This is a genomic window from Kitasatospora purpeofusca, from assembly GCF_036010405.1.
GTDB classification, from domain to species: Bacteria; Actinomycetota; Actinomycetes; order Streptomycetales; family Streptomycetaceae; genus Kitasatospora; species Kitasatospora purpeofusca.
In genome coordinates this window covers 4,259,587-4,284,304 of record NZ_CP108561.1, presented here as the reverse complement: position 1 = coordinate 4,284,304, position 24,718 = coordinate 4,259,587, and the positions used below count along the sequence as shown (strand labels likewise).

At 73.0% G+C, this 24,718-nt stretch carries 18 protein-coding genes; 10 read left to right on the top strand and 8 right to left on the bottom strand.

Annotation, left to right across the window (positions count from 1 at the left end; translation table 11 throughout):
- Positions 1-276 precede the first annotated feature (276 nt).
- The 10 genes from rplJ (at position 277) to OG715_RS18800 (ending at position 15,947) form a co-directional block, all read left to right on the top strand.
- Entirely contained in the window at positions 277-840 is a 564-nt protein-coding gene (gene rplJ, locus OG715_RS18845) for a 50S ribosomal protein L10 (protein ID WP_030393254.1), read from the top strand.
- Positions 841-930: 90 nt separating this feature from the next.
- Positions 931-1,314: a 50S ribosomal protein L7/L12 gene (gene rplL, locus OG715_RS18840; RefSeq protein WP_266269947.1), complete on the top strand. Its 384-nt coding sequence runs from the start codon at positions 931-933 to the stop codon at positions 1,312-1,314.
- Positions 1,315-2,138: 824 nt separating this feature from the next.
- Positions 2,139-5,615, top strand: a complete 3,477-nt coding sequence (rpoB, locus tag OG715_RS18835) for a DNA-directed RNA polymerase subunit beta (RefSeq protein WP_266269946.1) — start codon at positions 2,139-2,141, stop codon at positions 5,613-5,615.
- 101 nt (positions 5,616-5,716) lie between these two features.
- Complete coding sequence (locus tag OG715_RS18830) at positions 5,717-9,607, top strand: DNA-directed RNA polymerase subunit beta' (RefSeq protein ID WP_266269945.1); 3,891 nt, start codon at positions 5,717-5,719, stop codon at positions 9,605-9,607.
- 175 nt (positions 9,608-9,782) lie between these two features.
- The gene (locus OG715_RS18825; RefSeq protein ID WP_266269943.1) at positions 9,783-10,463 is read left to right on the top strand and encodes a DUF4097 family beta strand repeat-containing protein; all 681 of its coding nucleotides are present in this window, start codon (positions 9,783-9,785) and stop codon (positions 10,461-10,463) included.
- A 121-nt stretch (positions 10,464-10,584) separates the two neighbouring features.
- Positions 10,585-11,766 (top strand): sensor histidine kinase, encoded by a 1,182-nt coding sequence (locus OG715_RS18820; RefSeq protein ID WP_266269942.1) that lies wholly within the window; start codon positions 10,585-10,587, stop codon positions 11,764-11,766.
- Between the two features lie 56 nt (positions 11,767-11,822).
- Positions 11,823-12,443 carry a response regulator gene (locus tag OG715_RS18815; RefSeq protein ID WP_266271731.1) on the top strand — a complete coding sequence of 207 codons (621 nt, stop codon included), beginning with the start codon at positions 11,823-11,825 and terminating at the stop codon, positions 12,441-12,443.
- 165 nt (positions 12,444-12,608) lie between these two features.
- Complete coding sequence (locus tag OG715_RS18810; protein ID WP_266269941.1) at positions 12,609-13,232, top strand: hypothetical protein; 624 nt, start codon at positions 12,609-12,611, stop codon at positions 13,230-13,232.
- Between the two features lie 181 nt (positions 13,233-13,413).
- Positions 13,414-14,733: a DUF2786 domain-containing protein gene (locus OG715_RS18805; RefSeq protein WP_266269940.1), complete on the top strand. Its 1,320-nt coding sequence runs from the start codon at positions 13,414-13,416 to the stop codon at positions 14,731-14,733.
- Positions 14,734-14,840: 107 nt separating this feature from the next.
- Positions 14,841-15,947: an ADP-ribosylglycohydrolase family protein gene (locus OG715_RS18800; protein WP_266269939.1), complete on the top strand. Its 1,107-nt coding sequence runs from the start codon at positions 14,841-14,843 to the stop codon at positions 15,945-15,947.
- Positions 15,948-15,987: 40 nt separating this feature from the next.
- Here OG715_RS18800 and OG715_RS18795 read toward each other — a convergent pair whose 3' ends face one another.
- The 8 genes from OG715_RS18795 to OG715_RS18760 form a co-directional block, all read right to left on the bottom strand.
- Positions 15,988-17,301 carry a serpin family protein gene (locus OG715_RS18795; RefSeq protein ID WP_266269938.1) on the bottom strand — a complete coding sequence of 438 codons (1,314 nt, stop codon included), beginning with the start codon at positions 17,299-17,301 and terminating at the stop codon, positions 15,988-15,990.
- Between the two features lie 152 nt (positions 17,302-17,453).
- Positions 17,454-18,668 carry a cytochrome P450 gene (locus OG715_RS18790; RefSeq protein ID WP_266269937.1) on the bottom strand — a complete coding sequence of 405 codons (1,215 nt, stop codon included), beginning with the start codon at positions 18,666-18,668 and terminating at the stop codon, positions 17,454-17,456.
- A gap of 109 nt (positions 18,669-18,777) precedes the next feature.
- Complete coding sequence (locus OG715_RS18785) at positions 18,778-19,764, bottom strand: hypothetical protein (RefSeq protein ID WP_266269936.1); 987 nt, start codon at positions 19,762-19,764, stop codon at positions 18,778-18,780.
- Positions 19,761-21,083, bottom strand: a complete 1,323-nt coding sequence (locus OG715_RS18780; RefSeq protein WP_266269935.1) for a protein phosphatase 2C domain-containing protein — start codon at positions 21,081-21,083, stop codon at positions 19,761-19,763. The genes OG715_RS18785 and OG715_RS18780 overlap by 4 nt, the downstream gene beginning before the upstream one ends.
- Positions 21,084-21,096: 13 nt before the next feature.
- Positions 21,097-21,759 carry a vWA domain-containing protein gene (locus OG715_RS18775; RefSeq protein ID WP_266269934.1) on the bottom strand — a complete coding sequence of 221 codons (663 nt, stop codon included), beginning with the start codon at positions 21,757-21,759 and terminating at the stop codon, positions 21,097-21,099.
- 52 nt (positions 21,760-21,811) lie between these two features.
- Entirely contained in the window at positions 21,812-22,330 is a 519-nt protein-coding gene (locus OG715_RS18770; protein WP_266269933.1) for a hypothetical protein, read from the bottom strand.
- On the bottom strand, positions 22,327-23,754 hold the full coding sequence (locus OG715_RS18765) for a methyl-accepting chemotaxis protein (protein WP_266269931.1): 1,428 nt from the start codon (positions 23,752-23,754) through the stop codon (positions 22,327-22,329). The genes OG715_RS18770 and OG715_RS18765 overlap by 4 nt, the downstream gene beginning before the upstream one ends.
- 210 nt (positions 23,755-23,964) lie before the next feature.
- Positions 23,965-24,705: an SIR2 family NAD-dependent protein deacylase gene (locus OG715_RS18760; RefSeq protein WP_266269930.1), complete on the bottom strand. Its 741-nt coding sequence runs from the start codon at positions 24,703-24,705 to the stop codon at positions 23,965-23,967.
- Between the last annotated feature and the right edge of the window lie 13 nt (positions 24,706-24,718).

Here is a 24,718-nt window from a genome sequence, read left to right as displayed (position 1 = left end):
ACCGCTGGTTGTCGCGCTGCCCCCGTCAGGGAGTGCGTGACCGAAGGATCCGCGCCTCGTGCGCGGGCAGCCCGCGCAGGATTGTTTGGAGCTTCGATCTCCGGGTCGCGTGCCTCGCACGTGGACCCGTCGAGTTCACCAAGAGCCCCGTGCGCCTGCGCACCGGGGCTCATCTGCTTTTCCGCAGAGGTTCTCCTCCGTCCAGTGGTTCGAGGCGCGAATGGTCGACTCTCGCGGTCGGCCTGATTTCGACATCACGGAAGGAGGCGTAAGCCTATGGCTAGGCCCGACAAGGCTGCTGCCGTCGCCGAGATCACGGAGCTTTTCCGTGGCTCGAACGCTGCGGTGCTGACCGAGTACCGCGGTCTGACGGTGAAGCAGGTCAAGACCCTGCGTCGCTCGCTGGGCGAGAACGCCCAGTACGCCGTGGTGAAGAACACGCTGACCAAGATCGCGGCCAACGAGGTCGGGATCACGGAGCTGGACGACCTGTTCGCCGGTCCGACGGCTGTCGCCTTCGTCACCGGTGACCCGGTGGAGTCGGCGAAGGCTCTGCGTGACTTCGCCAAGGAGAACCCTGCTCTCGTCATCAAGGGCGGTGTCCTTGACGGTAAGGCGCTGTCCGCCGACGAGATCAAGAAGCTCGCGGACCTCGAGTCCCGCGAGGTGCTGCTCGCCAAGCTGGCGGGTGCCATGAAGGGCAAGCAGTCGCAGGCTGCCGCGCTCTTCCAGGCCCTGCCCTCGAAGCTCGTCCGCACGGTCGAGGCCCTTCGGGAAAAGGTCGAGCAGGGCGGTGCCGGTACGCCGGCTCCCGCCGCCGAGGAGACCGCGGCCGAGTAATCGGCCGAGGCCCTGCCTCGCTGCGGGCCCGTACGCCCGCCAACCCGTACATCCGGCACCACCTGCCGATTTAGTGGAAGGACGCCAATCATGGCGAAGCTGACCCAGGACGAGCTGCTCGCGCAGTTCGAGGACCTGACCCTCATCGAGCTGGCCGCGTTCGTGAAGGCCTTCGAGGAGAAGTTCGACGTCACCGCCGCCGCGCCGGTCGCCGTCGCCGGCATCGCCGGCCCGGGCGTCGCTGCCGAGGCCGTCGAGGAGCAGGACGAGTTCGACGTCATCCTGGATGGCCCGGGCGACAAGAAGATCCAGGTCATCAAGGAGGTGCGCACCCTGACCTCCCTCGGCCTGAAGGAGGCCAAGGACCTCGTTGACACCGCTGGTGCCAAGGTCCTGGAGAAGGTTGCCAAGGACGTTGCCGAGAAGGCCAAGGCCGCTCTCGAGGGCGCCGGCGCCAAGGTCACCGTCAAGTGACTCGCCGCCCCCTCTGAGGGGGCAGTGGGCCGGGCCGATCACCCTTGCGGGTGGTCGGCCCGGCTTTTTGCGTTTCCGGCGCCGTCCGGCCGCTTCCCGACCGGCGCCGGGCCGCGGTTCCGGGCCGCCGCGCCGGTGGCCGCCGGGCCCCGGACGGCCGGTCGGCGGCCGTCCGGCGGCCGCTCCCCGGTGCGTCCCGGGCCGGTCCCCGGCGGGTCGCCGGCCGGACGCGGCGGCGTGGCCGATCGGGCACTCGGCACTGTCGGTGCGGACGGGTATGGTGATCGCTGTCATCGGCTACGGCCCCGACCACGGCATCTGTAACGCCGGGGTGGCCCGGAGCGATGAAAGGGACGAGGCCCGCACCGGAGGCGGGCCCTTGACGAACCCGGCGGGCGCGCGCGATTCTCAAGGCGCGAGTCCGCCCCGGTTGGTCGACCGCCGGATGCATAACCGGCGGCTCCGGAGGGAAGTGACTCCACGTGAGTCGTGGGCCCGGACGAGTCCGGGCCGCTGCAGTACCCGGAGGGCGTTCGCGCCCGACGGCTACCGGGAGGAGTCTCCGATTCGGTCTCCGAATCAGAGCTGGACAGCAGTGTCGCCTTTGGCTACACTGTCCCTTTGCGCTGCCTGTTAGCTGCTCCGTGACTCGTCGCCCGGAGTTTGCGTTGCCCTGAAGGGGTCTGGCACCGCCTCCGCAAAGCGGCTCTGACCTGAGGTTTCGACCTCGGCGGAGGCCAGCGGCGAGGGAGGTGGGACCGAGCCACTGAAGGCCCGGCCGGTACGCGCGTAGTGAGCTCCGAGCCCTCGGAAGGACCCCCCTCTTGGCCGCGCCGCGCAACGCCTCGAACAATTCCGCCGCATCCACCGCCCCGCTCCGCGTCTCGTTCGCGAAGATCAAGGAGCCCCTCGAGGTCCCTAACCTCCTGGCCCTGCAGACCGAGAGCTTTGACTGGCTGCTCGGTAACGCGGCCTGGAAGACCCGGGTCGAGCGGGCGCTGGACAACGGTCAGGACGTCCCCACGAAGTCCGGTCTGGAGGAGATCTTCGAGGAGATCTCGCCGATCGAGGACTTCAGCGGGTCGATGTCGCTGACCTTCCGCGACCACCGTTTCGAGCCGCCGAAGAACTCCATTGACGAGTGCAAGGACCGCGACTTCACGTTCGCGGCCCCGCTCTTCGTCACGGCCGAGTTCACCAACAACGAGACCGGTGAGATCAAGTCTCAGACGGTCTTCATGGGCGATTTCCCGCTCATGACCCACAAGGGCACGTTCGTGATCAACGGCACCGAGCGTGTCGTCGTGTCGCAGCTCGTCCGCTCGCCGGGCGTGTACTTCGACTCCACCCTGGACAAGGTGTCCGACAAGGACATCTACTCCTGCAAGGTCATCCCCTCGCGCGGTGCCTGGCTCGAGATGGAGATCGACAAGCGCGACATGGTCGGCGTTCGCATCGACCGCAAGCGCAAGCAGTCGGTCACCGTGCTGCTCAAGGCCCTCGGCTGGACCAACGAGATGATTCTCGAGGAGTTCGGCGAGTACGAGTCGATGCGCGCCACCCTGGAGAAGGACCACACCCAGGGCCAGGACGACGCGCTGCTCGACATCTACCGCAAGCTGCGTCCCGGGGAGCCGCCGACGCGCGAGGCCGCGCAGACGCTGTTGGAGAACCTCTACTTCAACCCGAAGCGCTACGACCTCGCCAAGGTTGGCCGTTACAAGGTCAACCGCAAGCTCGGCAACGCCGAGTCGCTGGACTCCGGCGTGCTCACCGAGCCCGACATCATCGGTGCGATCAAGTACCTGGTGAAGCTGCACGCCGGCGAGGTGGAGTGGCAGGACGAGTCCGGCCGCGACATCGTCGTCGAGGTCGACGACATCGACCACTTCGGCAACCGCCGCCTGCGCAACGTGGGCGAGCTCATCCAGAACCAGGTCCGTACGGGTCTCGCCCGTATGGAGCGCGTCGTGCGCGAGCGCATGACCACCCAGGACGTCGAGGCGATCACGCCGCAGACCCTGATCAACATCCGGCCGGTCGTCGCCTCCATCAAGGAGTTCTTCGGCACCAGCCAGCTGTCGCAGTTCATGGACCAGACGAACCCGCTGTCGGGCCTGACCCACAAGCGCCGTCTGTCCGCCCTCGGCCCCGGTGGTCTGTCCCGTGAGCGGGCCGGCTTCGAGGTCCGTGACGTGCACCCCTCGCACTACGGCCGCATGTGTCCGATCGAGACCCCCGAAGGCCCGAACATCGGTCTGATCGGCTCGCTCGCCTCCTACGGCCGGGTCAACGCGTTCGGCTTCATCGAGACCCCGTACCGCAAGGTCATCGAGGGTGTCGTCACCGAGCAGGTCGACTACCTGACCGCCGACGAGGAGGACCGCTTCGTCATCGCGCAGGCCAACGCCCCGCTGACGGCGGAGCTGTCCTTCGCGGAGCCGCGTGTCCTGGTCCGCCGCCGCGGCGGCGAGATCGACTACATCCCCGGCACCGAGATCGACTACATGGACGTCTCGCCGCGCCAGATGGTGTCGGTCGCGACCGCCATGATCCCGTTCCTCGAGCACGACGACGCCAACCGCGCGCTCATGGGCTCGAACATGATGCGCCAGGCGGTGCCGCTGCTGAAGAGCGAGGCCCCGCTGGTCGGTACCGGCATGGAGTACCGCTGCGCCGTCGACGCCGCGGACGTCATCACCGCCGAGAAGGCCGGTGTCGTCCAGGAGGTCTCGGCCGACTACGTCACCGTGGCGAACGACGACGGCACGTACACCACGTACCGCGCCGCCAAGTTCACCCGCTCCAACCAGGGCACCGCCTTCAACCAGAAGGTGCTCGTGGACGAGGGCGCCCGGGTCGAGTCCGGCCAGGTGCTCGCCGACGGTCCTTGCACCGACGAGGGCGAGATGGCCCTCGGCAAGAACCTGCTCGTGGCGTTCATGTCCTGGGAGGGTCACAACTACGAGGACGCGATCATCCTGTCGCAGCGCCTCGTGCAGGACGACGTCCTCTCCTCGATCCACATCGAGGAGCACGAGGTCGACGCCCGTGACACCAAGCTGGGCCCCGAGGAGATCACCCGGGACATCCCGAACGTCTCCGAGGAGGTCCTCGCCGACCTCGACGAGCGCGGCATCATCCGCATCGGCGCCGACGTCGTCACCGGCGACATCCTGGTCGGCAAGGTCACGCCCAAGGGCGAGACCGAGCTGACCCCGGAGGAGCGCCTGCTCCGCGCGATCTTCGGCGAGAAGGCCCGTGAGGTCCGCGACACCTCGCTGAAGGTGCCGCACGGTGAGTCCGGCAAGGTCATCGGCGTCCGCGTCTTCGACCGCGAAGAGGGCGACGAGCTGCCCCCGGGCGTCAACCAGCTGGTCCGCGTCTACGTGGCCCAGAAGCGCAAGATCACCAACGGTGACAAGCTCGCCGGCCGTCACGGCAACAAGGGCGTCATCTCGAAGATCCTGCCGGTCGAGGACATGCCGTTCCTGGAGGACGGCACCCCGGTCGACATCATCCTCAACCCGCTGGGTGTCCCGTCCCGAATGAACCCGGGACAGGTCCTGGAGATCCACCTCGGGTGGCTCGCCAAGCAGGGCTGGGACGTCTCCGGTCTCGCCGACGAGTGGGCCCAGCGCCTGCAGGCGATCGGCGCCGACCAGGTCGACGGTGGCACCAACCTCGCCACCCCGGTCTTCGACGGCGCCCGCGAGGACGAGATCACCGGCCTGCTGGACCACACCACCCTCACCCGTGACGGTGAGCGCCTGGTGAACTCCACCGGTAAGGCCCGGCTGTTCGACGGCCGCTCCGGCGAGCCGTTCCCGATGCCGGTCTCGGTCGGCTACATGTACATCCTCAAGCTGCACCACCTGGTCGACGACAAGCTGCACGCCCGTTCGACCGGTCCGTACTCGATGATCACCCAGCAGCCGCTCGGTGGTAAGGCGCAGTTCGGTGGTCAGCGATTCGGTGAGATGGAGGTGTGGGCCCTCGAGGCGTACGGCGCGGCCTACGCGCTGCAGGAGCTCCTCACCATCAAGTCCGACGACGTCCTCGGCCGTGTGAAGGTCTACGAGGCCATCGTCAAGGGCGAGAACATCCCCGAGCCCGGCATTCCCGAGTCCTTCAAGGTGCTCATCAAGGAAATGCAGTCGCTCTGCCTCAACGTGGAGGTGCTGTCCTCGGACGGCCAGTCCATCGAGATGCGGGACTCCGACGAGGACGTGTTCCGCGCCGCCGAGGAGCTCGGCATCGACCTGTCCCGGCGCGAGCCGAGCAGCGTCGAAGAGGTCTGACGGAGGCCGGGCCGGCTGCTCACCGAGCAGCCGGCCCGCCCCCAGGCCCCCCTCAGACCACATGAACGACTCTCGACTTACGAAAGAGGGCTTGACGACCAGTGCTTGACGTCAACTTCTTCGACGAGCTCCGCATCGGCCTGGCCACCGCCGACGACATCCGCCAGTGGTCCCACGGCGAGGTCAAGAAGCCGGAGACCATCAACTACCGCACCCTGAAGCCCGAAAAGGACGGACTCTTCTGCGAGAAGATCTTCGGTCCGACCCGGGACTGGGAGTGCTACTGCGGCAAGTACAAGCGCGTCCGCTTCAAGGGCATCATCTGTGAGCGCTGCGGCGTCGAGGTGACCCGCGCCAAGGTGCGCCGTGAGCGGATGGGCCACATCGAGCTGGCCGCCCCGGTCACCCACATCTGGTACTTCAAGGGTGTGCCGTCCCGCCTCGGCTACCTGCTGGACCTGGCGCCGAAGGACCTCGAGAAGGTCATCTACTTCGCCGCCTACATGATCACCTGGGTGGACGACGAGCGCCGTCAGCGCGACCTGCCGTCCCTGGAGGCGCACGTCTCGGTCGAGCGCCAGCAGATCGAGAACCGTCGCGACTCCGACCTGGAGACCCGCGCCAAGAAGGCCGAGACCGACCTCGCCGAGCTGGAGGCCGAGGGCGCCAAGGCCGACGTGCGCCGCAAGGTGCGCGAGGGCGCCGAGCGCGAGATGAAGCAGCTGCGCGACCGCGCGCAGCGCGAGCTCGACCGCCTCGACGAGGTGTGGGCCCGCTTCAAGAACCTCAAGGTCCAGGACCTCGAGGGCGACGAGCTGCTCTACCGCGAGCTGCGCGACCGCTTCGGCACCTACTTCTCCGGCTCGATGGGCGCGGCGGCCCTCAAGGACCGCCTCGAGACCTTCGACCTGGCGGAGGAGTCCGAGCGCCTGCGCGAGATCATCCGCACCGGCAAGGGCCAGAAGAAGACCCGTGCGCTCAAGCGCCTCAAGGTCGTCTCCGCGTTCCTGCAGACCACCAACAAGCCCAACGGCATGGTGCTGGACTGCGTCCCGGTCATCCCGCCGGACCTGCGTCCGATGGTGCAGCTGGACGGTGGCCGCTTCGCGACCTCCGACCTGAACGACCTGTACCGCCGTGTCATCAACCGCAACAACCGCCTGAAGCGGCTTCTCGACCTCGGCGCGCCCGAGATCATCGTGAACAACGAGAAGCGCATGCTCCAGGAGGCCGTCGACGCGCTGTTCGACAACGGCCGTCGCGGCCGTCCGGTCACCGGCCCGGGCAACCGCCCGCTGAAGTCCCTCAGCGACATGCTGAAGGGCAAGCAGGGTCGTTTCCGTCAGAACCTGCTCGGCAAGCGAGTCGACTACTCGGCCCGTTCGGTCATCGTCGTCGGCCCGCAGCTCAAGCTGCACCAGTGCGGTCTGCCCAAGGCCATGGCGCTGGAGCTCTTCAAGCCGTTCGTGATGAAGCGCCTGGTGGACCTGAACCACGCGCAGAACATCAAGTCGGCCAAGCGCATGGTCGAGCGCGCCCGCCCGGTCGTGTGGGACGTCCTCGAAGAGGTCATCGCCGAGCACCCGGTCCTGCTGAACCGTGCGCCCACCCTGCACCGCCTCGGCATCCAGGCCTTCGAGCCGCAGCTGGTCGAGGGCAAGGCCATCCAGATCCACCCGCTCGTCTGCACCGCGTTCAACGCGGACTTCGACGGTGACCAGATGGCCGTCCACCTGCCGCTCTCCGCGGAGGCGCAGGCCGAGGCCCGCATCCTGATGCTGTCCTCGAACAACATCCTGAAGCCGGCCGACGGTCGCCCCGTCACCATGCCGACCCAGGACATGGTGCTCGGTCTGTTCTTCCTGACCTCGGACCGCGACAACGTGAAGGGCGCCGGCCGCACCTTCTCGTCGACCGCCGAGGCGATCATGGCCTTCGACGCCCGCGAGCTGGGCGTCCAGGCTCCGATCGACCTGCGCCTGCCGATCGGCACCGTTCCGCCGCGCGGCTGGACCCCGCCGCTGGAGGAGGACGGCCAGTCGTCCTGGTTCGAGGGCGAGTCCTTCCGTCTGAAGACGACCCTGGGCCGCGCGCTCTTCAACGAGCTGCTGCCCGAGGACTACCCGTTCGTCGACTACGAGGTGGGCAAGAAGCAGCTCTCCGCGATCGTCAACGACCTGGCGGAGCGCTACCCCAAGGTCGTCGTCGCGGCGACCCTGGACAACCTGAAGGCGGCCGGTTTCCACTGGGCCACCCGCTCGGGTGTCACCGTCTCGATCTCGGACGTCGTCGTCCCGCCGCAGAAGGCCCAGATCCTCGAGGGCTACGAAGCGCAGGCCGAGAAGATCCAGAAGCAGTACGAGCGCGGTCTGATCACCAACGACGAGCGCAAGCAGGAGCTCATCGGCATCTGGACCCGGGCGACCAACGAGGTCGCCGAGGCGATGAACGCCAACTTCGAGAAGACCAACCCCATCTTCATGATGGTGGACTCGGGCGCTCGAGGAAACATGATGCAGATGCGCCAGATCGCCGGTATGCGTGGTCTGGTGTCGAACGCGAAGAACGAGACGATCGCCCGTCCCATCAAGGCGTCGTTCCGTGAGGGCCTCACCGTTCTCGAGTACTTCATCTCGACCCACGGTGCCCGTAAGGGTCTGGCCGACACCGCTCTCCGTACCGCCGACTCCGGCTACCTCACCCGTCGTCTGGTCGACGTCTCCCAGGACGTCATCATTCGCGAGGAGGACTGCGGCACCGAGCGCGGCCTCAAGCTGGCGATCGGCACGGTCGAGAACGGCGTCCTGCGCAAGACGGACGACGTCGAGACCAGCGTCTACGCCCGCATGCTCGCCGAGGACATCACGGTGGACGGCAAGCTCCTCGCCACCGCCAACACCGACCTCGGTGACGTGCTGATCGACGAGCTGATCCGCCACGGCATCAGCGAGGTCAAGACCCGCTCGATCCTGACCTGCGAGTCGGCCGTCGGCACCTGTGCCTTCTGCTACGGCCGTTCGCTGGCCACCGGCAAGCTGGTCGACATCGGTGAGGCGGTCGGCATCATCGCCGCCCAGTCCATCGGTGAGCCCGGTACCCAGCTGACCATGCGTACCTTCCACACCGGTGGTGTGGCCGGTGACGACATCACGCAGGGTCTTCCCCGTGTCGTCGAGCTCTTCGAGGCCCGTACCCCCAAGGGTGTGGCCCCGATCTCGGAGGCCCAGGGCCGGGTCCGCATCGAGGACACCGAGAAGACCCGCAAGCTGGTCGTCACGCCGGACGATGGCACCGACGAGATCGCCTACCCGGTCTCGAAGCGTGTGAAGCTGCTCGTCAGCGAGGGCGAGGCGGTCGAGGTCGGCCAGAAGCTGACCATGGGTGCCACCAACCCGCACGACGTGCTGCGAATCATGGGCCAGCGTGCCGTCCAGATCCACCTGGTCGCCGAGGTCCAGAAGGTCTACAACTCGCAGGGTGTGTCGATCCACGACAAGCACATCGAGATCATCATCCGGCAGATGCTCCGCCGCGTGACGATCATCGAGTCGGGCGACGCCGAGCTGCTCCCGGGCGAGCTCGTCGAGCGCGGCCGCTTCGAGACCGAGAACCGTCGCGTGGTCTCCGAGGGCGGTCACCCCGCCTCCGGCCGTCCGCAGCTGATGGGTATCACCAAGGCCTCGCTGGCCACCGAGTCCTGGCTGTCGGCCGCCTCCTTCCAGGAGACGACCCGGGTCCTCACCGACGCGGCGATCCACGCCAAGTCGGACCCGCTGCTGGGCCTCAAGGAGAACGTCATCCTCGGTAAGCTCATCCCGGCCGGTACGGGTCTGCCCCGCTACCGCAACATCCGGGTCGAGCCGACCGAGGAGGCCAAGGCCGCGATGTACTCGGCCGTCGGCTACGACGACTACGACCTGTCGCCCTTCGGCGCCGGCTCCGGCCAGGCGGTCCCGCTGGACGACTACGACTACGGCCCGTACACCGGCTGAGTCGAAGGTTCCTGATCGCAGGGCGGTCACCCCGAACGGGGTGGCCGCCCTGCGGCGTTCCCGGGCTCCGTCGCGCGGGGGAGGGCGGGAGACCGGTCCCGCGGGGGAGGCGTCGCGGGGGTCGGGCGCGGCAGGCTCGGACCCGTCGGAACGAGGACGGGTGGAGGACGCGGGCATGGGCGTGCGACGGGTACTGGGGGCGGCGGCGATCACCGGGGCGGTGGCGTTGGGCGCGGTCGGCAGCTTCTGGGACCGGGAGGAGGGCCGCGAGCGGCTGACGGTCTCCTACGGGGTGGCCGGGCCGGTGGACGAGCTGGTGGTGGACGGGGGGACCGGCGGCATCGACGTCCGCGCCGGGGACACCCTGCGGGTGGTCGAGAAGCAGGACTTCCGCGGCGACCCGCCGCGGACCAGGCACTCGCTGGTGGACGGAACGCTCCGGCTGGCGTACGACTGCTCGGACTGCGGGGTCGGCTACGAGGTGACCGTCCCGGCCGGCACGGCGGTGCGGCTGAACAGCGGGACCGGCGGGATCCGGCTGCGCGGCCTGGCCGGGGAGGTGCGGGCCTCGGCCGGCGTCGGCGGGGTGGAGGCGAGCGGTCTGACCTCGGCGAAGGTGCGGGTGACCGCGGACACCGGCGGGGTCGAGCTCTCCTTCGCCGCGAGTCCGGTCTCGGTGGAGGCCCGGTCGGAGGTCGGCGGGGTCAGGGTCTCGGTGCCCGGGGGCGAGCCGTACGCGGTGGACGCCGGGACCGAGGTCGGCGGGGTCGAGGTGACGGTGCCCCGGCAGGCCGGCGCGGCCCGCAGCATCACGGCGCGGGCCGGGACCGGGGGCGTGGCGGTCGTCGGTGGCTGAGCCGGTGGCCGGGCCGGGGGCCGGGGTTGGGCCCGGGGCCGGGCCGGGACTGCCCACCGCGCTGCCGGTCGGGCATGATCTTCTCGGCGGGGAGGGGGTCCCCGGGTACGGGGGAGACGCTGTGGCGGGACGAGCGGCGCGGTGGCGCGCCCGGCTGACCGGGGTCGACCCGTACGTGGTCGACGGCCTGTTGGCGGTGGGCTCGGCGGCGGTCTCGCTCTGGTCGGTGTACCACGACGACACCGCCTGGGACTGGTGGGTCTACCTGCTGGCGTTCGGGACGGCCCTGCCGCTGCCCTGGCGGCGGCGGGCGCCGGTCACCGTACTGGTGATCAGCGGCGGGCTGTCGGCGGCGCTCTCGGTGCTCGCCCACTCGGCGATGCCGCAGCTGCCGCTGTACGCGGTGATCGCCCTCTACACGGTGGCCGACCGGGCCGGGGAGCGGCAGCGCTGGACGGTGCTGGCGGTGACGGTGGTCGCCAATGTGGTGGGCACCCGCTCGCCGAACGGCGCGCTGTTCTCGCTGCTCACCTCGGTCGGCGCGTTCGTCTTCGGCTGCTTGGTGCGGGAGTTGCGGCGGCTGGCGGCGGTGGAGGCGGAGCGGGCCCGGGAGGCCGGCCGGCGGGCGGCCAGTGACGCTGCCCGCGCGGTGGCCGAGGAACGCGCCCGGATCGCGCGGGAGATGCACGACATCCTGGCGCACGCCGTCTCGCTGATGGTGATCCAGGCCGAGGCGGGGCCGCTGGTGGTCCGCGGCGACCCCGAGCGGGCGATCAAGGTCTTCGACACCATCGCCGACTCCGGGCGGGACGCCATGGTCCAGCTGCGGCGGGTCCTGGGGGTCCTGAAGGAGGACGGCGCGGTGCCGGAGCTGGCCCCGCAGCCCCGGCTGGCCGAACTGCCCGCGCTGGCCGAGCGGGTGCGCCGCACCGGGGTGCGGGTCGAGCTGGAGGTCGACGATCCGGCCGGACCGCTGCCCGCCGACGTCGAGGCGGCCGGCTACCGGATCGTGCAGGAGGCGCTGACCAACACGGTCAAGCACGCGGAGGCCGGCCGGATCGAGGTCCGGGTGGTCCGGGAGGGGACGGAACTGGTGGTGCTGGTGTCGGACGACGGGCGCGGGGTGCGGCTGCGGCCGGACCGCGCGGCGGGCGGCCTCTCCGGCGGCCGGGGGCTGGTCGGCATCCGGGAGCGGGCGGCGGCCTGCGGCGGCCGGGCCGAGGCCGGTCCCGGGCCGGAGGGCCGGGGGTTCCTGGTGAGCGCCCGGCTGCCGCTGGGCGGCGGGAAGGGGGTGCGGGCGTGAAGCCGATCAGGGTGGTCGTCGCGGACGACCAGGAGCTGGTGCGGGCCGGGTTCGGGATGATCCTGGACGCGCAGCCGGACATCGAGGTGGTCGCCGAGGCGGCGGACGGGGCCGAGGCGGTCGAGGCGGTCCGCGTGCACGGTCCGGACGTGCTGCTGCTGGACGTCCGGATGCCGGTCATGGACGGTCTGGAGGCGGCCCGGCGGGTGTGCGCCGACCACCCGGGCACCAAGGTGATCATGCTGACCACCTTCGACATCGACGACTACGTCTTCGACGCGCTGTACGCGGGCGCCAGCGGCTTCCTGCTCAAGGACGTCCGCCGCGACGACCTGGCGCACGGCGTCCGGATGGTGGCCTCCGGGGACGCGCTGCTGGCGCCCTCGGTGACCCGCCGGCTGATCGGCGAGTTCGCCGCCCGCCGTCCCGGCTCCGGCGAGCGCCCGGCGCGGCCGCCGTCCCGGCTGCTGGAGCAGCTGACCGCGCGCGAGCGGGAGACGCTGGTGCTGCTGGCCCGGGGGCTGTCCAACGCCGAGATCGCCGCCGAGCTGGTGGTGAGCGAGCACACGGTGAAGACCCATGTCAGCAATGTGCTGGCCAAGCTGGGGCTGCGGGACCGGGTGCACGCGGTGGTGTTCGCCTACGAGGCGGGCGCGGTGGTGGCGGGCGAGGGCTGAGTACGGGGCCCGGTGCGCGGGGTGGTTCTCCCCCGCGCGGGGGAGCCGCCGGGTTCGCCGGTGCGGGCGATCCGCGACGAGGGCCCCGGCGGACAGGATCCGTGGTGCCGGCCTTCGCCGGAGCCGCCGGCCGGTCCGGCGGACCCCACCTCGTCAGGAGTGCCCGTGAACACCGTGCCGCCCGCCCGCCTCACCACCGTCGCCGTCGTCGCCGCCCCCGTGCTGGCGGGGCTGTACGGCGGCATCCGGCTGCTGGACGGATCGCGCGCCCCCGGCCCCGGCTGGCTGGTCGGCCACAGCCTGCTGCTGCTGGCCCTGCTGCTGTTCGCCCCGCTGCTGGTGGCGCTGGAACGGGCCCCCGGCCCGCGTCGGACGCCCGCGGCCCGGGCGGCCGGCCGGGTGGCGCTGGGTGCGGCGTTCACCGGGCTCGCCGCCTCGCTGGGGCAGATCGGGATCGACCTGTACGTCGGCGCGGTGGCGGTGGACAAGGCGGACCAGCACCGACTGTTCGATGCGGTCCAGAGCCGGCCGGGTGTCGAGCCGGTCTTCTACTCGGTGCTCCCGCTGCTGTTCCACCTGGGGCTGCTGGCGCTGCTGGTGGGCGCCTCGGTCGGTGCCGGGCGGGTGCTGCGCTGGTGGAGTCCGGTGCTGATGGCCGTCGGGACCGTGCTGACGGCGGCGGACCTGGCGTTCCTGCCGCTCGCCGCGGTCTGCCAGCTGGTGGCGCTGGCCCAGCTGGCCGGGTTCGGCCCGGGGGCCCGCCGGCCGGTCGCGGTCCGAGCTGCCTGATCTGCCTGAGCGGCCCGAGCTGCCTGATCTGCCGGAGCGGCCCGAGTGGCCCGAGTGGCCCGAGCGGCCGGAGCGGCGGGGTCCCGGGGCAGGGCGCCCCGGCCGGAGACCCGACGTCCGGCGGGGCGGTCCGGCATCATGGGCGGGAGATGCACGGGACCGTTCGTGGGACGAGGTAGGCGTGGGTAGGCGTGGACAGGGTGGCAACGGCGGGGGCGGGGACGTCGGGGTGCTGCTGGACACGGCGGTGCGCGGGGTGGTGACGGCCCCCGAGGAGGGGCTCGACCTCGCGCTGGACACCGGCGCCTCACTGCTGGCGGCCTCCGCCGGGTTGTGGCCGGCGGTGAGCCGGGCGGCGCTGGGCCACGCCGACACGGCGGTCGGCCGCTGCTGGTCGGCCGGCTGGCGCCCGGCGGACCTCGCCCGGGTGGTGCGGCGCGACCTGAGGCCGGTGCACCTGGCGCTCGCCGTGGACCTCATCGCCGCCGAGGGGCGTCGCCACCCGGCCGCCGCGCTCGACCGCCGCTGGCAGGAGCAGCTGCGGGAGCTGGAGGCCGAGGTCTGGTGGCCCTCCGACGAGGCGTACCTGTCCGGCTTCGCCCAGCGGCACCGGCTGGACCGGTTCGCGCTGGCCACCGCGCTGCTGGAGCTGCTGCGCAGCTGGGGCCGGCTGCCGCCGATCGCCCCGGTCGGCCCCGCCCCCGGGCACTCGGGCCACGCGGCCCGCCCGTCCCGCCCGGAGCAGCGGCAGCGCGGCCCGGTGGCGGGCGAGCCCCGGATGCTGTCGCGGATCCGCGCCCTGCTGGCGAAGGCCGAGTCCACCGACTTCCCCGAGGAGGCCGAGGCGCTGACCGCCAAGGCCCAGCAGCTGATGGCCCAGCACAGCATCGACGAGGCGCTGCTCGCCGTCGAGGGTGCCGACCCGCACGCCCCGGGCGCGCTGCGGATCGGGGTGGACAACCCGTACGAGGGCCCCAAGACGATGCTGCTGGACGCCGTGGCCGCGGCCAACCGCTGCCGGGTGGTGTGGGCGAAGGAGTTCGGCTTCTGCACCGTGATCGGCTTCGACGCCGACCTCGACGGCGTCGAACTGCTGTACACCTCGCTGCTGGTGCAGGCCACCCACGCGATGCAGCAGGCCGGGGCCCGGCAGCACCTGGACGGGGCCTCCCGGACCAAGGCGTTCCGGCAGTCCTTCCTGGTCGCGTACGCGGCGCGGATCCGGGAGCGGCTGACCGAGGCGACCGAGCGGACGACCAGCGACGCGGCGGCCGGCCGGCACCTGCGCGAGGACGGCACGGCGGAGCAGCTGGTCCCGGACGAGCGGCTGCTGCCGGCCCTGAAGGCGCGCACCGAGGCGGTGGACCACGAGGTCGGCCGGATGTTCCCCAAACTGGTGTCGCAGCGGGTGCGGGTCAGCGACGGCGAGGGCTGGGCGGCGGGCCGGGCGGCGGCGGACCGGGCGTCCCTGCGCGGCCGTTCGGGGGAGATCCGGGGCTGACCCCGGGGCCGTCCGCCCGGCGGGGAGCCTCGGCCGGGACCGGGCCGACTGGTACAACAGGGCACGGGGACAGACGAGGGGCGGGCAGTGTGAGCACGACGGGCAGTGTGAGTACGACTACGGACACGGGCTACCGGGACCGGGTGCGCGGCGCCCTGCTCGGCGGGGCGGTCGGCGACGCGCTGGGCTGGCCGGTGGAGTTCCAGCGGCTGGACCAGATCCGCGAGCGCTTCGGGCCGGACGGGGTGACCGGCCTGCCGGGCGGCGGGCTGGTCGCCGAGGTCACCGACGACACCCAGATGACGCTCTTCACCGCCGAGGGCCTGATCCGCGGCTTCGTCCGGGGCTGGTCCGGCGGCGGTGGTTCGGTGCCGGAGGCGGTGCACGGCGCGTACCGGCGGTGGCTGCTCACCCAGCAGCAGGGCGCGCCCGACCGCGAGCCGCTGCCCCACCCGTACGACGGCTGGCTGCTGCGCGAGCCGTTCCTGTACGCGCGGCGGGCGCCCGGCAACGCCTGTCTGACCGGGGTGCAGTACCACCCGGTGTTCGAGGCGCCGGTGGCGCTGGGGCAGCCGGGCCCGATCAACGCGCACTCCAAGGGCTGCGGCACGGTGATGCGCTCGGCCCCGTTCGGCCTCGGCCGGCTGGGGGCGGAGCAGGCGTTCGGACTGGCCGCGCAGTGCGCGCAGCTGACCCACGGGCACCCGACCGGCTACCTCGCGGCGGGCGCCTTCGCGGCGCTGGTGGAGCGGCTGGCGGCCGGGACGGAGCCCTGGGCGGCGGTCGGCGAGACCGTGGACCAGACCCGGGAGTGGCCGGCCTCCAAGGAGACGGTGCAGGCGCTGGCCCGGGCGGTGCGGGTGGCCCAGGAGTCCGGGCCGTCGGCGGAGGCGGTGGAGCGGGTCGGCCTCGGCTGGATCGCCGAGGAGTGCCTGGCGATCGCGGTGTACTGCCTGCTGGCGGGGGCCGAGGGCGCCGAGCCGGCCCGGACGGCGCTGCTGCTGTCGGTGAACCACTCCGGGGACAGCGACTCGACCGGCGCGGTCTGCGGCAATCTGGTCGGCGCCGCGTACGGCGCCTCGGGGCTTCCGGCCGACTGGATCGAGGCGGTGGAGGGCCGGGAGACGCTGCTGCGGACGGCGGACGACCTGCTGGTGCTGTTCGGCAGCCGGGAGCCGGGCCATCCGGCGCTCGGGGACCGCTACCCGGTCTGACCGCCGGGCTGTCGGCTGTGCCGCGGGGACGGTGACCCGGCTACGCCGCAGGGTCGGTGACCTGGCCGAGGAAGAGCGGCAGTCCGGTCGCGGTGTCCCGGACCAGGAACAGGAACGGCCGGTCGATGTGCAGCCGGGCCGGGTCCCGCGGCACCGGCGCGGCCATCGTATCCACCCCGACTCCGCTGCCGGCGGCCGCGACCGTGCCCTGCTCGTCGACCTGGACGGTGGCCTTCTGCACCACCGGGCCGATCCGCAGCCGCTCGGCGACGCCCGGCCCCGGGATGCCGGAGAGGTCGGCGTCCTCGAACGCGGCGGTGACGCCGAGGGCCTTCAGCACGGGCGTGAGCTCGTTCCCGCTGTCGAACCGGAACTTCGGCAGGGTGAGGTCGACCGTCCGCTCGGTGAGCGCGCCCAGCACGAGGTCCAGCTGCGCCTGGTCCAGCCCCCGGCGGAACGCGGCGAAGCCGCCCTGCGCGGGCACGATCAGGTCCATCGCCAGGGTGCCTCCCGCGTAGGGGAGTTCGACGGCCTGCCAGGGCTCGCCGAGGATGCCGCCGGAGCCCTCCGCGTAGCGCAGCGACTCGGTACCGGCCATGGTCGGCACGGGCGCCTCGGAGCCGTCGAGGCGGTGGAACGGCAGGCCGGTGGTCCGTCCGGCCTTGAACGGGCGGGCCCAGTCGGCCTTGAGGTACAGCGCGTCGGTGAGCGCGAGCCGGGTGTCCGGACTGATCTGCCCCTTGGCGAAGAGGTCCTTGATCCGGCCCTCGGTGGCCTTCTCGACGACGCCGTTGACGGCCTTCCTGGCCCCCTCCGGGTCCTTGCGGAAGTCGGTGGTGCGCACACCGGCGCCGAAGCCGGCGGCCAGCACCCCGAGGTAGTGCGGGTCGAGCGGGAGGTCGCGCTGGGCCCAGACATCGTCGGAGCGCCGCAGCACGGTACCGTCCTTGCCGCCCGCAGCGCCGGCGCGGTTCAGGGCGCCGGTGGCGAGCGCGTACTGCTCGGGGGAGAGCCCGGTGCGCAGGGCCTTGGCCAACTGCTCGGCGGTGGTGCCCCGGGCCCCGGGCAGCACCATCGCGAGGACGGTCGCCAGGCCGGACGGCGACAGCACCAGATTGCCGCCGGCCGCGCCGGGGTCGGCGGTGAGGGCGTGCAGCAGGTCGAGCCCGAACGCGGCGGTCGCCGTCGCGGTGGCGGCGACCGCCGCCGGGTCCGCGGGTGGCACCGAGGCGGATTCGGCCCGGACCACCCCGGCCCCGGCACCGGTTCCGGTGGAGCCGCAGGCGGTGAGCAGGGCCGCGCAGCAGAGCAGGAGCACCGCCGGGCGGCGGGTGCGGACGGTCGTGGCGGACATGGCTGACCTCGCCCGTGGGTCCCGGCACGGACCGGTGCCCGCACCTCGGTGCTGTTTCGACGCACCCCACCCGGACCGGGTTCCACCGGGAGGGCCGCCGTGCCGGGCGGTGGGCGGCGGTCAGTCCCGGAGCGCGCCGCTCCCTTCGTCCGTCACACCTCGACCAGCAGTTCCTCCAGTCCGCGGATCACGTAGCCCGGGCGCCACTCGGGCTCGCGGACCAGCCGCAGGCCCGGGGCGCGGCGGAGCAGGGTGCCGTAGGACTCGGTGAGCTCCAGTCTGGCAAGGGGGGCGCCGAGACAGAAGTGGATTCCGGCGCCGAAGGTGATGTGCGGGTTGTCGGTGCGGCCGAGGTCGAGGCGGTCGGGGTCGGTGAAGCGCTCGGGGTCGCGGTTGGCGGAGCCGAAGAGCAGGGCGATCTCGGCGCCGCGCGGGACGGTCACGCCGCCGATCTCGATGTCCTCCAGCACCCAGCGCTCGAACATCTGCAGCGGGGTGTCCCAGCGCATCAGCTCCTCGACGGCGGTGGGCAGCAGCCCGTCCACGTCGGCGCGCAGCCGGGCCAGTTCGGCGGGGTTGCGGAACAGCGCCCACCAGCCGTTGCCGGTGGTGTTGACGGTGGCCTCGTGGCCGGCGTTGAGCAGCAGGACGCAGGTGGAGACCATCTCCTGCTCGCTGAGCGCGTCGGAGCCCTCCTGGGCCTGGATCAGCGCACTGATCAGGTCGGTGCCGGGGGCGGTGCGGCGGTCGCGGATCAGGGCGCGGAGGTAGTCGGAGAACTCGGTGCTCGCGGTGACGGCCCGGCGGGCGGTCTCCTCGGACGGGTTGAGCTCGAACATCCCGGTGATGTCGGCCGACCAGGGGCGCAGCAGGTGCCGGTCGGACTCCGGGACGCCGAGCATCTCGGCGATCACCGCGACCGGCAGCGGCTCGGCGACGGCGGCGATCAGGTCGCCGCCGCCGGCCGCGAGCAGGTCGTCGACGAGTTCGCCGGCCAGCCGCCGCACGGTCGGGCGCAGGCCCTCGACCATCCGCGGGGTGAAGGCCTTGGAGACCAGGCGGCGGATCCGGGTGTGGTCCGGGGCCTCCAGGTCGAGCAGGCCGTTGTCGTTGAGGGTGTGGAACGGCTCGTGCGCCGGGTCGGGTTCGGGGCGGCCGAACTCCTGGTGGCTGAACCGGTGGGTGTAGGTGCGGCCGAGGCGGCGGTCCCGCAGCAGTGCGCCGACGTCGGCGTAGCGCGGGACCAGCCACTGGTCGGTGGGTTCGAAGTACGTCGCCGGACCCTGGGCGCGCAGTTCGGTGTACGCGTCGTAGGGGTGGGCCACGAACGCCGCGGACCAGGGGTCGAACTTCACCGTCGTCGTCATCGGTCGATCACTCCAGGCCGTGAGGGGGAGCCGGAAGGATCATCGTACGCACGCGCTCCGTCCGGCCCCAGGGGCGGAGGGCCCCCGCCCGTGGCTCTCGCGCCGGTCGTCAGTCCGGCCGCCGCAGCCGGATGCTGCCCCGGGGCGACCGGCCGTCGAACAGCCGCGGGTCGACCGGCCGGGACGGACGCGGCACCGCCGTGCCGGCCGGGGCGAGCGGGATGCTGCCCCGGCCGCCGAGCGCCAGCAGCCAGGCGGTCGGGTCCGGCCGGCTCCCGTACGGTCCGCCGGCCTGCTCCCAGACCCGGCGGGCCAGGACCAGCTGCCGTTCCGTCAGCACCCCGGGCAGCGGCTCGAACGGCGCTCCCGGCGCCAGGTACGGGTCCTGCGCCAGGATCCGCCCGACCAGCAGGGCCGTCTTGTAGCGGTCGCTGTCCGCCGAGGCGGCGCTGCCGTGCGGGGAGAGCGGGTCGGACCAGTTGGGGGTGTCGGCCTGCTCCAGCACCGGCGCCGCCCCGAGCCGGCGGATGCCGTCGCAGTCCAGCAGGTGCACCGCCGGTCCGGGCCGCACCGACCAGAGCACATTGGCGTGCGAGAGGTCGCCGATCACCAGCCCCAGGCGGTGCAGCCGGTCGATCAGCCCCAGCAGCTCCAGCACCAGGGCCGTCCGCTGCTCCGGGTCCGGGCGGACGACGCCCCGGGTGGCGGGCTTCTCCGGGTAGAGCAGGTACTGCGCCTCGGTGAGCCTGGAGCCTCCGGAGGCCGTCCGCCAGGTCATCGAGGCCGGTGCCTCGCGCATCAGGAAGCCGACGCAGCTCGGGCCGTCCACCACCCGGCAGAGCGGCCAGGCGGCCCGGGCGTCCAGCCGGTCGCGGTCGTCCGGCGGCAGGGTGAGCCGCAGCGCGACCAGCTCGGCCAGGGCCGGGCCGTGCACCCGTCCGGGCTCCAGGTAGCGCTTGAACAGCACGCCCGGGACGCCGTCCAGCCGGCGCACCAGGCCCTGGCCGCCGCGGCCGGCCTCGGGACCGGACGGCAGCAGGGCGAGGCCGAGGTCCGCACCGCCGGCCAGCGCGCCGGCGAGGTCCGGGGCGGTCATGCCGGTGCCTCCCAGAGGCAGACGACCGAGCGGTCGTCGTCGTAGCTGCGCACCCGGACCTGGGCCTGCCAGAGGAACTCGGCCAGGCCGGGTACTTCGCGGCCCCAGCGCCCGCCGAGGAACTCCCGCAGTTCGGGCTCCTTGACCAGGGGGAGGGCGAGGCCGTCGGTGCAGAGCACCAGGACGTCGCCGGGGCGGGTGTCGGTGATCAGCGCCGTCCGGGCGCGCTCGTACGCCTCCGGCAGGCAGTCCGTCCGGGTGCTGATCAGGGTGCCCGCGCCGTCGCCGCCGTCCCCGTCGGCGTCCAGGTTCTCCCAGCCGCCCGCGCGCAGGCGCAGCAGTCCGCCGTCGCCGACCGCGAGGAAGCCCCGGGCCGGGACCGCCGGGTCGGCCGGCACCAGCAGCGCCCGGAGGGTGGTCGACCAGGTCTTCGGCGGATGCCCGAACCGCTCGGCCTCCTGGGCGAGCCCCTCGGCCGAGGCGGCGACGAGCCGGCCGGTCAGGTCGGCGAAGTCCGCCGCGGCTCCGGTCCGCAGGAGGTCCAGCAGGGTGTCCGCCTTCGGCAGGACGTGCTTGGCCAGCAGCCGGACGATGCCGTTGGAGCCGTGGTGGGAGTGCGGCTGGGAGCCGACGCCGTCGGCGACCGCGACCAGCAGCAGGCCGCCGGCCCGGACCACCAGCGAGGCGTCCTGCCGGCACTCGGCCGCGTAGCGGTGCGAGTCGCCGCGGACGGAGGCGGCCCGGACGGTGACCGGGCCGAACCGGCCGCCGTCCACGACGGTGTCGGGCAGCAGGCCGCCGTAGAGGTCGCCGCCGCGGACGGTGGGGATGTCGGTCGGTTCGGCGGGATAGGCGGGGGCCTTGCGGCCGACGTGGGCGAGCGGTCCCGGGGGCCGGAACGAGGGCGGCCGGACGACCGGGTCGGCGGCGGTGGTGGCGGCGCCGCCGGTGGGCGCGCTCCCGGTGGGCGCGGTCGTTCCGGAGGGGGGTACGACGGCGGGTGCGGCCGGTTCGACCGGGCCGCCGAGCGGGGACACCGGGTCCGTCCACGGCTCGCGGACGGCGGCCGGGCCCTGGCCGATCGGCCGGGGCAGGAAGTCCTCGGGGGTCACCCGCCCGGGGGTGACGACGGGCCCCACGACGGCGTCGGCCGGCGCGGGCGCGGGCGCGGGCGCGGGACCGGGGTCCGGCGGCTTGAGGTCCCAGTCCTCGTAGACCGAGGCGGCGAGCTCGATCGGGTCGACCTTGCGGGTCGGTGCGTGCTCCGGCCCGGGCTCGGGCACCTGGCCGGCCGGCGGCGGGCTCTCGTGCGGATTCATTCGGCGGCCCGGCTCAGAGCTTGTCGAGCGAGACGGCGGTGAAGCCGGCCACCTGGTCGTCGACCTGGAGGCTCATACCGGTGCCGGCGGCGGTCGCCCCGCTCACCGAGCGCACGATCGACCGGGTCAGGCTGGCCGCGAACTCCCGCAGCGCGGGCGCCACATCGGCGTTCCCGTCCTCCTGCATGAAGGCCTTGAAGGTCGCGACCTGCGCGATCACCGTCCGGTCGGCGCCCTCGGTGATGCCGAAGGCGATGATGTGCGGCCGGAACGCGGCGGCGAGCAGGTCCTGGTAGGGCTGCTCCCAGTCGGTGTCGGTCGGCTCGCCGTCGGAGAGGAAGAAGACCACCGGACGGTAGACGTCGTGGCCCTCCGCCTTCAGCCCCTGCACGTCCCGCTCGATCGCCCGGCGGAGCAGGTCGAAGGCCCTGCCGTAGGACGTCAGGCCGGAGGCCTCCAGGGCCGGCAGCTCCTCGAGGTCGCTCAGGTCGACCAGCGGCTGGAGTTCATGGGCGTCGGTGGAGAAGCCGATCAGCCCGAACCGGGTCTTGTCGGCGACGGTCGGATTGGTGCTGATCTCCTGGTGGAGCTCGAACAGTGCCTTGTTGAGGGTGTCGATGTGCAAGGTCATGGACGAGGACTCGTCGCAGACGGCGTAGAACGGGAGGATCTGCACTGCACTTCTCCTTCGAACGGCAGGGCGTCGGCGGTCGGCGCCGGTGGAGCGGTCAACCGGTGTAGAAGTAGATCTCCAGCGAGGCGTGCCGGGGGTTGTCCGCGAGCGAGATGAAGTCCCGGGCGGTGGTGCCCCGGAACATCTCCGGACGGGCCTGCGCGAGCAGGCCGTTGACGGTGTGGGCGTAGGCCTGGCCGGCGCCCGGGTCGCGGTTGCTGCCGAAGGTGAGGACCACGGCGGCCTGGCGTCCGGCGTACGGCTCGGTGGCGGCGCGGATCTGCGCGGCCAGGCCCGCGGTGTCCGAGGAGTCCCCGGTCACGTCGACGGTGACCGGGTCGTGCTCGACCCCCCGCGGCCCGGTCGGGGTCGGGGTGGGGACCGGCGCGGCGCTCGCGGTGGCGCTCGCGCCCGGGGTGGCGGTGGGCGTCGCTGCGGCCCGTTCGGCGGCCACCGGGTCGCCCTGGTCGCCCATCGCGACCAGGGCGAGCACCAGCAGCATGTCGGCGAACAGCCAGCCGACCAGGTGGGTGCCGCGCGGGGCGGGCCGCGCGGTCCGGAACCGGCCCCTCATCGGCCCTGCCCGTGCACCGGCACCTCGTCCAGGTCCAGCAGCGTCCGGTCGTCCAGGTCACCGGCCGTACCGCCGGCCGTACCGCCGGCCGTACCGCTGCCCGAACCGCCGCCCGGGGCGGCGGTGGCGGCGCCCCGGGACCGGGCGGTGCCCTCGTCGGGCCCGGGGCCGGCGGAGGTCTTCACCATCACGATCCCCGGGGACCGGTCGTCCCGCCGGTCGGCCGCCGCGTCCAGCCGGGCCGCCGCGGCGGTGGCCGCCGAGGCCGCGGCGGCCACCCGGTCCGCCATCGCCACGACCTCCCGTGCCAGGCCGTCGAGCCGCTCCAGCACCTGCCCGCCGATGTCCGCGACGGTCTCCGCGCCGGTGGTGAAGCCGCGCTGGGCGACCGCGAGGTCCCGCACCGCGTCCTCCACCCGCTCCCCGGCGTCCGCGAGACCGGTACCGACCCGGTCGGTGGCCTGCCGGACCAGGTCGACCGCGTCGGCGGCCTGCTTCCCGCTCCGGTGGACCAGGCTGTCGGTGGCCGCCGCGCCGTCCCGGACGGTCTCGGCGAGCCGGTCCCCGCTGTCCTTCACCGCCCGGCCGACGCCGTCCACGGCCCGGCCGATGCCGTCGACCGCCTTCTCCACGCCGTCGACGGCCCGGCGCAGCGGGTCCACCGCCTCGCCCGCCTCGGCCAGCCGCAGTTCGGCCCCGGCGACCGAGCGCTCGACGGCCACTGCCGCCGCGCCCAGGTCGCGCTGGGTGTCGGCGGCCTGCCGGACGAGCCGTTCCAGGGTCTCCGCCGCGCCGGTGAGCTCGGCCGCGAAGCGCTGCGGCGTCGAGCGGCGGCGCTCGTTCAGTACCAGCTGGGCCCGGGTGAGCAGCGGCGCCAGCTCCGCCAGCAGGTCCTCCGCCTCGGCCTCGGCCGCCGCCTCGCGGCGTTCGGTGCCCGCCCTGCGCAGGCCGTGCGCGACGGACAGCGCCAGCAGCAGCGCGATGAACAGGGTCGCGGACCGCGCGATGTCGCCGAAGCCGGCCCAGCCGGGCAGCCGGCCCTCGAAGCCGGTCTGCCAGAGCTGGAGGAAGGGCCGCGCGGCCTGCCGGGGGTCCGCGCCGATCAGCGCCCGGTAGGCGCTGCTGGCCTGCATCAGCCCGCCCCAGGTGACCAGCAGGGGGACGAACACCAGCCCGCCGAGCGCTGCTTCGGCCCAGGCCCAGAACCTCGGCGCGGGCCGGGGCCGGACCGCGGCCCGAACGCTCTCCGGCCGGACGAAGCTGTGCACCAGGTCGAGTTCGGCCCAGCGGTCCAGGTCGCCCGCCCCGGAGAGCGCCAGGCCCAGTTCGCGGAGCTCCTCCTGGCGGTGCGCCAGTCCGGGGCGGTCGGCCAGCGCCCGCAGTTCGCCCCCGAGCGCGGTCCGGTCCAGCAGGCCTGGGGTCATGAGGGCTCCTTCGTACGCGCCGCCGCGGAGCGGGCACGCCCGTGCCCCGGTGCGGCGCGCGGGCGTGCCCCGCCCGCGCGGCCTCCCCCCGTGGCCGGAAACCGACCACGCCGCTCCGCGCGGCAGCGTAGCGCAGAACAGGCCGCCGGGACTTGGCAGTTCGGAAAGACCGCGACCCTCTGCGCGGTCGCGCCCGGCGTGCGCGGGCGGTCAGCCGGAGTGGGCGACCAGCCGTTCCACCAGGGCCGGCAGGGCGGTCGAGATCGGCTCCCGGACGACCTCCTCGGCGACCTCGTCGAGCGGCGTCGGCTCGCCGTTCACCACGATCAGCCGGGCACCGGCCCGCACCGCGTCGTACGGCAGCGCGGCCACCGGGTAGACCTGCAGACTGGTGCCGACGGCGATGAACAGCTCGCAGGCCGTGCTGATCGCCTCCGCCTGCCGGAGCACCTCGGTGTCCAGCTGCTCGCCGAACATCACGGTGCGCGGGCGCAGGATCCCGCCGCAGACCAGGCAGGCCGGATCCGGCTCGCCCGCCGCGACCCGCTCCAGGGCCTGTTCCGTCGGGCCGGTCGCACGGCAGTCCACGCACTGCACCTCCCGCGCGGTGCCGTGGAGTTCGAGCACCTTGCGCGGGGTCTGCCCGGCCCGCTGGTGCAGTCCGTCGACGTTCTGGGTGAGGACCCGCACCGGCAGGCCGGACCGCTCCAGCGCCACCAGCGCCCGGTGGCCGGCGTTCGGCTCGGCGGCGAGCGCGCCGGTCGCGGCCCGCAACCGCCATGCCTCGCGGCGGACCTCGGGATCGGACAGGTAGGGGCCGGCGGTGACCAGCCGCTGCGCGCCCGGGTCGCGCTGCCACAGGCCGTTCGGGCCCCGGTAGTCGGGGATGCCGGAGTCGGTGGAGATCCCGGCGCCGGTCAGGACGGCGATCAGCGGGCGCTTGGCGTTCATGCCCGGGACGCTA

Coding starts and splice junctions, on each gene's coding strand:
- OG715_RS18780 (WP_266269935.1), bottom strand. CDS start 21,083: ATGAATCCGCACGAGAGCCCGCCGCCGGCCGGCCAGGTGCCCGAGCCC.
- OG715_RS18785 (WP_266269936.1), bottom strand. CDS start 19,764: ATGACCGCCCCGGACCTCGCCGGCGCGCTGGCCGGCGGTGCGGACCTC.
- OG715_RS18825 (WP_266269943.1), top strand. CDS start 9,783: ATGGGCGTGCGACGGGTACTGGGGGCGGCGGCGATCACCGGGGCGGTG.
- OG715_RS18760 (WP_266269930.1), bottom strand. CDS start 24,705: ATGAACGCCAAGCGCCCGCTGATCGCCGTCCTGACCGGCGCCGGGATC.
- OG715_RS18795 (WP_266269938.1), bottom strand. CDS start 17,301: ATGTCCGCCACGACCGTCCGCACCCGCCGCCCGGCGGTGCTCCTGCTC.
- rplJ (WP_030393254.1), top strand. CDS start 277: ATGGCTAGGCCCGACAAGGCTGCTGCCGTCGCCGAGATCACGGAGCTT.
- OG715_RS18790 (WP_266269937.1), bottom strand. CDS start 18,668: ATGACGACGACGGTGAAGTTCGACCCCTGGTCCGCGGCGTTCGTGGCC.
- OG715_RS18765 (WP_266269931.1), bottom strand. CDS start 23,754: ATGACCCCAGGCCTGCTGGACCGGACCGCGCTCGGGGGCGAACTGCGG.
- rplL (WP_266269947.1), top strand. CDS start 931: ATGGCGAAGCTGACCCAGGACGAGCTGCTCGCGCAGTTCGAGGACCTG.
- OG715_RS18770 (WP_266269933.1), bottom strand. CDS start 22,330: ATGAGGGGCCGGTTCCGGACCGCGCGGCCCGCCCCGCGCGGCACCCAC.
- OG715_RS18815 (WP_266271731.1), top strand. CDS start 11,823: ATGATCCTGGACGCGCAGCCGGACATCGAGGTGGTCGCCGAGGCGGCG.